Source organism: Nocardioides pelophilus (assembly GCF_014180685.1).
In the GTDB taxonomy this organism is placed as follows: Bacteria; Actinomycetota; Actinomycetes; order Propionibacteriales; family Nocardioidaceae; genus Nocardioides; species Nocardioides pelophilus.
In genome coordinates, this window is record NZ_JACEHF010000191.1 from 1 (window position 1) to 7486 (window position 7486).

The 7486-nt window shown below is 69.9% G+C and carries 6 protein-coding genes; all 6 read left to right on the top strand.

The annotated features are described in order from the left end of the window. Positions 1–46 precede the first annotated feature (46 nt). The 6 genes from H0488_RS20450 (at position 47) to H0488_RS20475 (ending at position 7395) form a co-directional block, all read left to right on the top strand. Positions 47–997 (top strand): TraR/DksA family transcriptional regulator, encoded by a 951-nt coding sequence (locus H0488_RS20450; RefSeq protein ID WP_183101074.1) that lies wholly within the window; start codon positions 47–49, stop codon positions 995–997. 38 nt (positions 998–1035) lie between these two features. Then, the gene (gene lspA / locus H0488_RS20455) at positions 1036–1659 is read left to right on the top strand and encodes a signal peptidase II (protein ID WP_246372587.1); all 624 of its coding nucleotides are present in this window, start codon (positions 1036–1038) and stop codon (positions 1657–1659) included. Next, complete coding sequence (locus H0488_RS20460; RefSeq protein ID WP_183101076.1) at positions 1656–2594, top strand: RluA family pseudouridine synthase; 939 nt, start codon at positions 1656–1658, stop codon at positions 2592–2594. The genes lspA and H0488_RS20460 overlap by 4 nt, the downstream gene beginning before the upstream one ends. Further along, a complete protein-coding gene (locus H0488_RS20465) occupies positions 2581–3051 on the top strand; it encodes a GNAT family N-acetyltransferase (protein WP_183101077.1) in 471 nt (156 codons plus the stop codon). Before H0488_RS20460 ends, H0488_RS20465 begins: the two co-directional genes overlap by 14 nt. Before the next feature lie 131 nt (positions 3052–3182). Then, the gene (dnaE, locus tag H0488_RS20470) at positions 3183–6746 is read left to right on the top strand and encodes a DNA polymerase III subunit alpha (protein WP_183101078.1); all 3564 of its coding nucleotides are present in this window, start codon (positions 3183–3185) and stop codon (positions 6744–6746) included. 4 nt (positions 6747–6750) lie between these two features. Then, on the top strand, positions 6751–7395 hold the full coding sequence (locus H0488_RS20475) for a hypothetical protein (RefSeq protein ID WP_183101079.1): 645 nt from the start codon (positions 6751–6753) through the stop codon (positions 7393–7395). Positions 7396–7486: the final 91 nt, after the last annotated feature.

Genomic DNA, 7486 nt, shown 5'->3' on the forward strand with positions numbered 1-7486 from the left:
AGCCCGTAGCCCTCGCTGCAGGCAGGACGTCCGGAGGAGGCCCGCAATGGCCAGCACCACGAAGAAGTCGTTGGCTGGGCGCACTGTGTCCGCGGCTGGCAAGATCATCGGCCGTCGCCGCGCCGAGACGCCCAAGGCTGCCGCCGCGAAGAAGGCTGCCGCCGCGAAGAAGGCCGCCCCCGCCAAGAAGGCCGCCCCCGCCAAGAAGGCAGCGCCGGCGAAGAAGGCGCCGGCGAAGAAGGCCGCGCCCGCGAAGAAGGCAGCACCGGCCAAGAAGGCGCCGGCGAAGAAGGCCGCGCCCGCGAAGAAGGCAGCACCGGCCAAGAAGGCAGCGCCCGCCAAGAAGGCAGCACCGGCCAAGAAGGCGCCGGCGAAGAAGGCCGCGCCGGCGAAGAACGCCGCGCCCGCGAAGAAGGCAGCACCCGCCAAGAAGGCAGCACCCGCCAAGAAGGCCACACCGGCCAAGAAGGCCGCACCCGCGAAGAAGGCTCCCGCTGTGACAGCCGCACCCGCCAAGAAGGCCGCACCCGCCAAGAAGGCCGCACCCGCCAAGAAGGCCGCACCCGCCAAGAAGGCCGCACCCGCCAAGAAGGCCGCACCGGCCGCCAAGCTCGTCGTGCTCGAGGGCGAGGAGGCGTGGTCGAAGGCCGAGCTCAACGAGGTGATGTCCGAGCTGCGGCAGCAGCGCATCCACAGCGAGCAGATCGTCACCGAGCAGGAGGAGGAGCTCTCCGGGCTGCTCCGCGATGCCGGCGACGGCGCCGGCCAGGACCAGGCCGACCTCGGTGCGACCAGCTTCGAGCGTGATCACGAGCTCACCGTGCTGAACCACGAGCGGGAGAAGCTCGCCCAGATCGACCGGGCCCTGGCTCGCATCGCGGACCGCTCGTACGGCGTGTGCGAGTCCTGCGGCAACGCCATCGGCAAGATGCGGTTGATGGCATTCCCGCGTGCCACACTGTGCATGACATGCAAGCAGCGCGAGGAACGTCGGTAGACAGCAGCGAGAGCGGGCCTGCCGATACCCGGCCGACCATGCTCGCGAGTCGCCGCGCCTGGACGGGCTTCGCCGTCGTCGCGGGCGTCCTCTACGCCGCCGACCAGTTCTCGAAGCGCGCCGCCGTCGAGCACCTGAGCGACCGTGACGAGGACATCCAGGTCGTCGGCGACCTGCTGCAGCTCCACCTGACCCGCAACCCGGGCGCCGCGTTCTCGCTCGGCACCGAGTTCACCGTGGGTCTCACCTGCCTGGCGATCGTCGCGACCGTGGTCGTGCTGGTCGTGAGCAGGAAGCTGGTCGACCGGGTCTGGGCGGCTGGTCTCGGCTCGCTGCTCGCCGGGATCACCGGCAACCTCACCGACCGGATGCTGCGCGAGCCGGGCCCCTTCCGCGGCCACGTCATCGACTTCCTCCAGCTGCCCAACTGGCCGATCTTCAACATCGCGGACATCGCCATCAACCTCGGAGCCGGGCTGATCCTGCTCCAGGTGTTCCGGGGGATCCGGATGGACGGCACCCGCCACCCGAACGACGCCGACGACGCCGCCGACGCCGCCGAAGCCGCCGCCGCCGACGAGACCGACGGGACGGGCAAGGCTCGCGGAATGGGCGAGACCGACGCCGCCGCTGGCGACGCCACCGCCGAGGACGCCGAGTGAGCACCAGCATCGACCACCGGAGCCTGCGGGTCCCGGACGGCCTCGAGGGCGAGCGGATCGACGTCGCGATGGCCCAGCTGTTCGGGTTGTCGCGGTCGCGAGCCGCGGAGCTGATCGCCGACGGACGGGTGCGTCTCGACGGTGCCGACGTCAGCAAGAGCGAGCGAGTCCTGCCGGGTGCCGTGCTCGATGTGGAGATCCCGGTCGAGTCCGACCCGCTGGAGATCGTCCCCGAGATCGTCGAGGGCATCAAGATCATCCACGACGACCCGGCGATCGTCGTGATCGACAAGCCGGTCGGCGTCGCCGTCCACCCGTCGCCGGGGTGGCGCGGGCCGACGGTCGTCGGGCACCTCGCCGGAGCCGGTTTCCGGATCTCGACGTCGGGTGCCAAGGAGCGCGAGGGCATCGTGCAGCGGCTCGACGTCGGCACCTCCGGGGTCATGGTGATCGCCAAGTCCGAGCACGCCTACTCGATCCTGAAGAACGCGTTCCGTCAGCGGACCGTCGAGAAGACCTACCACGCACTGGTGCAGGGACACCCCGACCCGCTGTCGGGCACGGTCGACGCCCCGATCGGCCGACACCCCGGGGCCGACTACAAGTTCGCGGTCATGGACGGCGGCCGGGCGAGCGTCACCCATTACGAGACGCTCGAGGCGCACCGGTTCGCGAGCCTGCTCGAGGTTCGCCTCGAGACAGGCAGGACCCATCAGATCCGGGTCCACATGGCTGCGCTGCGGCATCCGTGCTGCGGTGACCTCACCTACGGCGCCGACCCGACGCTGGCCCACCGCCTCGGCCTCACCCGTCAGTGGCTGCACGCGGTCCGGCTCGGGTTCGAGCACCCCGAGACCGGCGACGCGGTCGAGTACGAGTCGCCGTACCCCGACGACCTCCAGCACGCACTCGACGTCATCCGTGACAGCGACTGACGGCCTGACGGTCCGCCCGGCCACGCCCGAGGACCTGCCCCGGGTCGCGGACGTGTTCATCGCGACCCGCGCGGCCGCCGCCCCGGCGATGCCGCCCTCGATCCACCCGCCGCACGAGGTGCACGCGTTCTACGCCGGCCTGGACCTCGACTCCGGCGACCGGGAGACGTGGGTCGCCGAGGACGACCGGGGGATCGTCGCCTTCACCGAGCTGAAGGGCTCCTGGCTCGACGACCTCTACGTCCTCCCCGAGGCCCAGGGCGAAGGCATCGGTACGACGCTCCTCGACCTGGTGAAGTCCCTGCGCCCCGGTGGCTTCTCGCTCTGGGTGTTCGAGAGCAACGCCCCCGCCCGCGCGTTCTACGCCCGCCACGGCCTGATCGAGCGCGAGCTCACCGACGGCAGCGGCAACGAGGAGCGCGCGCCGGACATCCGGATGGAGTGGCCGGGTGCCTAGCCCGGCCTCCGGATCGAACTGTCGGTGGGTCTCTCTAATCTGACCCCATCGGTCGCGTAGGCTGATGCCCTTCCCCGAACCCGTCCTGTTCAGGACCGTCGTCCACGATCGCTGAGGAGTCTTCCGCACCGATGGCAGCCGCCGGGGATTTCGTCCACCTGCACGTCCACACCGAGTACTCCATGCTGGACGGCGCGTCGCTGCTGGACGGTCTCTTCGGGCGGGTGAAGGACCTCGGGATGTCGTCGATCGCGATGACCGACCACGGCAACCTCCACGGTGCCTACGACTTCTACTCCAAGGCCAAGAAGCACGACATCCGGCCGATCATCGGCATCGAGGCCTACCTCACCCCGCAGACCCACCGCTCCGAGCGGCGCCGAGTCAAGTGGAGCAAGGGCGGCGGCTTCAACGGGGCCGAGGAGGGCGGAGACGACGTCGCGGGCGGCGGCGCCTACACCCACATGACGATGTGGGCCGAGACCACCGAGGGCATGCACAACCTGTTCCGGCTCTCGTCCCGCTCCAGCCTCGAGGGCTTCTTCTACAAGCCGCGGGCCGACCGCGAGCTCCTGCAGACCTACGGCAAGGGCCTGATCGCGACCACGGGCTGCCCCTCCGGGGAGATCCAGACCCGGCTGCGCCTGGGGCAGTACGACGAGGCCCGGGGCTCCGCCGCGGAGTTCCAGGAGATCTTCGGCCGGGACAGCTTCTTCCTCGAGCTGATGGACCACGGCATCGACATCGAGAAGCGCGTCCGCGACGACCTGCTCCGGCTCGGCAAGGAGCTCGGCATCCCGCCGGTCGCCACCAACGACTCCCACTACAACAACCCCGAGGACTCCGACGCCCACGACGCGCTGATCTGTGTCGCGTCCGGCAAGCGCCTCTCCGACACCAACCGGCTCAAGTTCGACGGCGGCGGCTACTACATCAAGTCCGCGGCCGAGATGCGCGAGCTGTGGGCCGACCGGTTCGGCATGCCCGAGGCGTGCGACAACACGCTGGCGATCGCGGAGCGGTGCGAGGTCGAGTTCACCGAGTCCAACGGCGGCTACATGGCGCGCGCCGACGTGCCGGCGGGCGAGACCGAGGAGTCCTGGTTCGTCAAGGAGGTCTGGCGCGGGATCGAGTCGCGCTACCCGGGCGAGCGGTTGACCCAGGCGGTGCGCGACCGGGTCGAGATGGAGCTCAGCGTCATCGCGAGCAAGGGCTACTGCGGCTACTACCTGGTGGTCGCCGACTTCATCCAGTGGGCCAAGGACAACGGCATCCGGGTCGGTCCCGGCCGTGGCTCCGGCGCCGGCTCGATCGCCGCCTACGCCCTGCGGATCACCGACCTGTGCCCGCTCGAGCACGGTTTGATCTTCGAGCGCTTCCTCAACCCGGAACGGCCGTCGATGCCCGACTTCGACATCGACTTCGACGAGCGTCGGCGCACCGAGGTGATCCAGTACGTCTCCGACAAGTACGGCAGCGACCGGGTCGCCTACATCGCGACGTTCGGCCGGCTCAAGGCCAAGGCCGCGATCAAGGACGCCGCCCGGGTGCTCGACTACGGCTTCGCGGTCAGCGACCGGATCACCAAGGCGCTGCCCCCCGACATCATGGGCAAGGGCGTCCCGCTCAAGGACATCTTCAACGACGAGCACAAGCGCTACGGCGACGGCGCCGAGTTCCGCGCGCTCTACGAGCAGGACACCGACGTCCGCACGATCTACCAGACGGCGCTCGGCCTCGAGGGCCAGATCCGCAACTGGGGCGTGCACGCCGCGGGCGTGATCATGTCCAGCGAGCCGCTGGTCGACATCGTGCCGATCATGGCGCGCCCGCAGGACGGCGCGATCATCACCCAGTTCGACTACCCGATGTGCGAGTCGCTCGGGCTGGTCAAGATGGACTTCCTCGGCCTGCGCAACCTCACCGTGCTCGACGACGCGCTCGACAACATCCGCGCCAACCGCGGTGAGGAGGTCGTGCTCGAGGAGCTGTCGTTCGACGACCAGGCGACCTACGACCTGCTGTCGGCCGGCGACACGCTCGGCGTCTTCCAGCTCGACGGCGGCCCGATGCGCGCCTTGCTGCGCAGCATGCGGCCCGACAAGTTCGCCGACATCTCCGCCGTCGGAGCGCTCTACCGCCCCGGCCCGATGGGCGCCGACTCCCACAACAAGTACGCCCGCCGCAAGAACGGCCGCGAGCCGATCGACCCGATCCACCCCGAGCTGGCCACGGCGCTGGAGCCGGTGCTGGGGGAGACCTACGGCCTGATCGTCTACCAGGAGCAGGTGATGGAGATCGCCCAGGTCCTGGCGGGCTTCACGCTCGGACAGGCCGACAACCTGCGCCGCGCCATGGGCAAGAAGAAGAAGGAGGAGCTGGACAAGCAGTACGCCGGCTTCCAGGGCGGCATGCTCGAGCGCGGCTTCTCGCAGGCCGCGATCACCGCCCTGTGGGAGATCCTGCTCCCGTTCTCCGACTACGCGTTCAACAAGGCCCACTCCGCGGCGTACGGCGTGATCTCGTACTGGACCGCCTACCTCAAGGCCAACTACACGGCCGAGTACATGGCGGCGCTCCTCACCTCGGTGAAGGACGACAAGGACAAGATGGCGATCTACCTCGGCGAGTGCCGGCGGCTCAAGATCCAGGTCCTCCCGCCCGACGTCAACGAGTCCGCCAAGAACTTCACCCCGGTCGGCACCGACATCCGCTTCGGCATGACCGCGATCCGCAACGTCGGCGCCAACGTCGTCGAGCAGGTCGTGGCCGCTCGGGAGGCCAAGGGTCGCTACGAGTCGTTCAACGACTTCCTCGACAAGGTGCCTGCCCTGGTGTGCAACAAGCGGGTCATCGAGTCGCTGATCAAGGCCGGCGCGTTCGACGACCTCAAGCACCGCCGTCGGGCGCTGGTCGCGATCCACGAGACGGCCGTCGACCAGTACGTCGACATCAAGCGCAACGAGGCCATCGGCCAGGACTCGCTGTTCGCGGGTCTCGACGACCTCGACGGCGGGGACTTCGGCGTGAGCGTGTCGATCCCGGACGTCGACGAGTGGGACAAGACCACGCTGCTCGGCCACGAGCGCGACATGCTCGGCCTCTACGTCTCCGACCACCCGTTGCTCGGCCTCGAGCACGTCCTCGCCGGAACCGCCGACTGCACCATCGGTGAGCTGATGACCGACGAGGAGCGGCCCGACCAGGTGACGGTCACGGTCAGCGGGCTGGTGACGTCGGTGCAACGCAAGATCACCAAGAAGGGCGACCCGTGGGCGATGGTCACCCTCGAGGACCTCGCCGGTGCCATCGACGTGTTGCTCTTCCCGAGCGCCTACCAGCTCGCGAGCACCCACCTGGTCCCCGACGCGATCATCACGGTGAAGGGCCGGCTGTCGCGCAGCAAGGAGCAGCCCGAGCTGCACGCGATGGAGGTCACCGTGCCCGACCTCGACACGGGCACCGACGGACCGGTGGTGATCAGCCTCCCGTCGACCCGGTGCACGGCCCCGGTGATCGCCCAGCTCAAGGAGGTGCTCGGCTCCCACCCGGGCCTCACCGAGGTGCGCCTGCGCCTGCTCACCCGCGACGCCACCAAGCTGATGCGGCTCGACGACCGGCTGCGGGTCTCGCCGAGTCCGGCCCTCTTCGCCGACCTCAAGCAGCTGCTCGGTCCCGGGTGCCTGGCAGGATGAACGGGTGATCGATCAGGAGACCGAGCCGGCACCGACCCTCGCCGAGGACTCGTCCTGGCTCGGCCGGCTCGGCCCGGCGCTGGTCGTGACCGTCGCCGGAGGCGCGCTCGGCGCGCTCGGCGGCTGGCTCTGGTACCTCTGGTGGGGCCCACCCAACAACGGCTCGATCTACGACACGGCCACGTGGGGGCCGCGGTGGCTCGACCTCAGCGACAAGGGCATCGCCCACCAGTTCGCCGGTCCGGGCCAGTACGCCGTGATCGCGCTCGGGTTCGGGGTGCTGCTCGGGATCCTCGCGGCCGTCCTCGGGCGCCGACGAGCGCTCGCCGCGTTGGCAGGACTGGTCATCGGCAGCGCTCTGGCCGCCTACCTCGCCTGGGCCGTCGGCACCGCCTTGAGCCCTCCCGATCCCCAGCGCTACGCGACCGCGGACAACGTCTGCCGCGAGGAGCCCTGCGAGGAGTACCCCGCCGCGATCGAGCTGAGCGGCTGGACGCCGCTGCTGGTCTGGCCCATCGCGTCGTTGGGCGCCTTCTGCACGGCCATCATCGCCATGTCCGGGGCGGGCGAGGTGCGGCGGCAGCAGGTCGGCCAGCAGGAGGCAGGCGCCTGGCTGCAGCCGGTCAGGGTCGACCGATCGGAGCCGTGAGCGCGGCGGTCACGCGCACCAGGTCACCCGGCGCGAGCTCGACCTCCAGGCCGCGGCGGCCGGCCGACACGAACACGGTCGGCTGGTCGAG

What these genes read in the sequence shown, in the direction of transcription:
- H0488_RS20450 (WP_183101074.1), top strand. Translation starts at nt 47, where the DNA reads ATGGCCAGCACCACGAAGAAGTCGTTGGCTGGGCGCACTGTGTCCGCG.
- lspA (WP_246372587.1), top strand. Translation starts at nt 1,036, where the DNA reads ATGCTCGCGAGTCGCCGCGCCTGGACGGGCTTCGCCGTCGTCGCGGGC.
- dnaE (WP_183101078.1), top strand. Translation starts at nt 3,183, where the DNA reads ATGGCAGCCGCCGGGGATTTCGTCCACCTGCACGTCCACACCGAGTAC.